5 protein-coding genes and 1 tRNA gene are annotated in these 3,149 nt (G+C 62.8%); all 6 read right to left on the reverse strand.

What is annotated here, in order from left to right; genetic code table 11:
* Positions 1-116: 116 nt before the first annotated feature.
* Positions 117-191: transfer RNA gene (locus tag KBT70_RS13500), tRNA-Phe, on the reverse strand.
* Between the two features lie 77 nt (positions 192-268).
* Complete coding sequence (gene yacG / locus KBT70_RS13505; RefSeq protein WP_296634491.1) at positions 269-451, reverse strand: DNA gyrase inhibitor YacG; 183 nt, start codon at positions 449-451, stop codon at positions 269-271.
* Positions 448-1,473, reverse strand: a complete 1,026-nt coding sequence (locus KBT70_RS13510) for a ribonuclease E/G (protein WP_296634493.1) — start codon at positions 1,471-1,473, stop codon at positions 448-450. Before KBT70_RS13510 ends, yacG begins: the two co-directional genes overlap by 4 nt.
* Positions 1,470-2,048 (reverse strand): nucleoside triphosphate pyrophosphatase, encoded by a 579-nt coding sequence (locus KBT70_RS13515; RefSeq protein WP_296634496.1) that lies wholly within the window; start codon positions 2,046-2,048, stop codon positions 1,470-1,472. Before KBT70_RS13515 ends, KBT70_RS13510 begins: the two co-directional genes overlap by 4 nt.
* A 14-nt stretch (positions 2,049-2,062) precedes the next feature.
* Positions 2,063-2,281 carry a translation initiation factor IF-1 gene (gene infA, locus KBT70_RS13520; protein ID WP_005978431.1) on the reverse strand — a complete coding sequence of 73 codons (219 nt, stop codon included), beginning with the start codon at positions 2,279-2,281 and terminating at the stop codon, positions 2,063-2,065.
* 83 nt (positions 2,282-2,364) lie between these two features.
* The coding region (locus tag KBT70_RS13525; RefSeq protein ID WP_296634499.1) for a carbon-nitrogen hydrolase family protein at positions 2,365-3,149 on the reverse strand (785 nt) is incomplete at its 5' end.

Genomic DNA, 3,149 nt, shown 5'->3' on the forward strand with positions numbered 1-3,149 from the left:
ATAGGTTTCGGATCGAGTGATGCGTTTTGGCATCCATTTGACACCCAGAGCGCTTTCAGACACTTATCTTGGCTACAATAAATTCCGCCTATCGCATTGATTTAATTTTGTAAAAGTGGTGCCCGGGGGCGGAATCGAACCACCGACACGAGGATTTTCAATCCACTGCTCTACCCCTGAGCTACCCGGGCATGGGAGAAGGCTGGGCCTTCGGGTGGATGCCTTCTAGGCGAGCGCGCGCGGGGTGTCCAGAGGGTATGAGCAAAAATCAATGGGGTTTTTGCAGCGCCTCATCAAGCGCGTCGAGAGCCTCTTCCAGATCGGCGGGATCGGTGGACGGGACGGCGTAATCGCCCGCGAACCATTTGCCCAGATCCACGTCGGCGCAGCGTCGCGAGCAGAAGGGGCGGTAGATCGTGTCGGTCTTTCTTTGGCAGATCGGGCAGGTCATTTGAGGTGTTCGGTTACGGGTTGGCGGTCGCGTTTGCGTTGCAATTCAAAGTGCCCCAAGGGCGTCCAGCCCGCAAGGGTGGTTTCGGTCGTATCCTGACGCAGGGCAGCACGGAGGGCGGATTCGAAGGTGCGGCGGTCTTTCTTCGGCATCGGGGCGAGATCGAGGGTAATCTGCCCGCCCAGACCGCGCAGGCGCAATTGACGCGGCAGGTCGCGGGCCATGGCGATATTGGCCTTGAGCCCGGCGGCGAGGCTGGCGTCGCCGCCGGTGTTGACATCGACGGCCACAAGCGCGCGGGTGGGTTCGATGTAAAAGGATGCACCGCCGGGCAAGGGGACCAAGGGATCGCGCAAAGCGTCGAGTTGATCGAGAACGCCAGTGTCGGCAAAGGAGCCCGGATCGGTCAGCACATCCGCCGGGTCCACCCAATCGCGCCAAGCGAGGGTATGGGGGCCGTCGCCTTCGGTCAGGGTTTCGGGTTCAGACCCTGTAGCATCGGCCAGAACGGCCTCGGCCAGATCGCACATGGCGCGAATATCCTCTGCGATATCAGAGGCTTCTGCGTTCTCGCAAGCGGAGCGCAGGATCAGGCCCATGGCGCTGTCGCCCATCTCGGCATGGGCGATTTCGAGGAGGGAATCGCGCAAGCCCTCGTCCTTGATCGAACGAGAGATATTGAGACCCGGTGCATCCGGGGTGACGATGGAATACCGGCTCTTGAAGAGAAGAGTGCTTGTCACCGGCAGCGCCTTGCCCGGTTCAGCATATCCCGTGACCTGCACCAGCAGCGGTTGACCGGGGGCCAAGCCCTTGATCTGACGCAGGAAAGCGGACCCATCCGGGGTGCGCAGGAACATCCCGCCTTGGCCTTTGACGGGGCGGTCAGCGATGGCGCGGTAGATGGCACCGGGGCGCGGTTGATCCGAGTCGATCAGCAGATCTTCAAGCCGCCCACCCACCAGCAGGGCCGCGGCCTCGGCACCGTTCAGATGGTCGAGCGCGATGGTGCGCAGGGTCATGGGATGTCCTTCCAGAGAGGGTAGCCTGCGGCGCGCAAGAGGTTTGCAGTCTCGGCCAGGGGCAGCCCGACGACGGCGGTGAAAGATCCCTGAATCCAAGGGATTAGCGCACCTGCCGGACCTTGGATGGCGTAGCCGCCGGCCTTGCCCTGCCAGTCATTCGTGGCAAGGTAGGCGTTGAGTTCCTCATCCGAGAGGCGCTTCATCTGCACGGTGGTCACGACATCGCGCTCCCATATCCGCGCGCCACGCCGAACCGCCACAGCGGTGATCACCCGATGCCGCCGCCCGGACAGGGCAAGCAGGAATTGTGCTGCTTCGCCAATATCTTGCGGCTTGCCAAGGATGCGTCGGCCGAGCGCCACGGTGGTATCGGCGCAGAGCACGATATCATCGTCCTCAGCCGCAACCGCCCACGCCTTTTGCCGCGCCATGCGGGCGCAATAGGGGCGGGGCAATTCGGCCTTGGCGGGGGTTTCGTCGATCTCGGGTGGGCGGGTGTCGTCCGCCACCACCCCGATCTGCGCCAACAGATCGCGACGGCGCGGGCTGCCGGATCCGAGGATCAAACGCATGTAAAATCAGTCGCTTACTTGAAGCGATAATTGATCCGACCCTTGGTCAGATCGTAGGGGGTCATTTCCACCTGAACTTTGTCGCCCGCAAGAACGCGGATGCGGTTCTTGCGCATTTTGCCTGCCGTATGTGCGATGATCTCATGGCCGTTTTCAAGCTCGACCCTGAATGTCGCGTTGGGCAGGAGTTCCTTGACGACACCGGGAAATTCGAGCGTGTCTTCCTTGGCCATGGTCTCTCCTTGATATGGCGCCCCGCCATTTTGCGGAACGCGCTAGTAAATGCGCCTGTTTTACGCAGTTTTCAAGGGTCTAATCACCGCAGGGGCTCAGATGTGACTGTGACGTCGCGCCCCAGTTGGTCGTCCCAATGGCGGCGGTTGAGGACGACGCCATCGGCGCGGACATGGGCGATGCGGTCCAGATCGACCTCGGCATAGGTCCAGCCGGGGCGGTTGAGCGTGCCCTCGGCGAGGACGCCCGTGGCCGGAAACCCTGTATCTGGGGGGCCAAAGACGCCACCCATACCACAATTGGTATCGACCGCCGGGGACCAATCCGCCGTGCCCACGGTCGAGGCCATGACGGTCACGCATTGCATTTCAAGGGCGCGGGCCATGGCCCCGATGCGGACGCGGGAGTAGCCGGTCAGCGCCTCGGTGCAGGAGGGCACGAGGATCAGGTCGGCATCGGCCAAAGCCTTGCCCAGCAAGGGAAATTCGCTGTCGTAACAGATCAGGATACCGATTTTTCCAAGGCTCGTGTCAAAGAGGCGCAGCGGGCCGCCGGGGGCGACATGCCAGTCTTCGCGCTCGAACCGGGTCATGATCTGCTTGTCTTGCGCGGCGCGCGCGCCGGTGGGGGTAAAGAGCATGGCGCGGTTGACGGGGCGCGGGCCTAGCTCGGGGTCAAAGATCGGGGCGGAGGCCCCCAGGATATGCAGGTTGTGGCGCGTCGCAAGCTCGGCGTGCAGATCGTAAGCCTCTGACATCACGTCGGAAACTGCGTGGAGCGAGCGTTCGAGATCGCCGGCCGCCTCAGCCCCGGCGAGCGTGGCCAGTTCCATCGCGCCATATTCGGGAAAGACGGCGAGATCGGCCC

This window comes from Roseovarius sp. (genome assembly GCF_018066915.1).
Classification (GTDB): Bacteria; Pseudomonadota; Alphaproteobacteria; order Rhodobacterales; family Rhodobacteraceae; genus Roseovarius.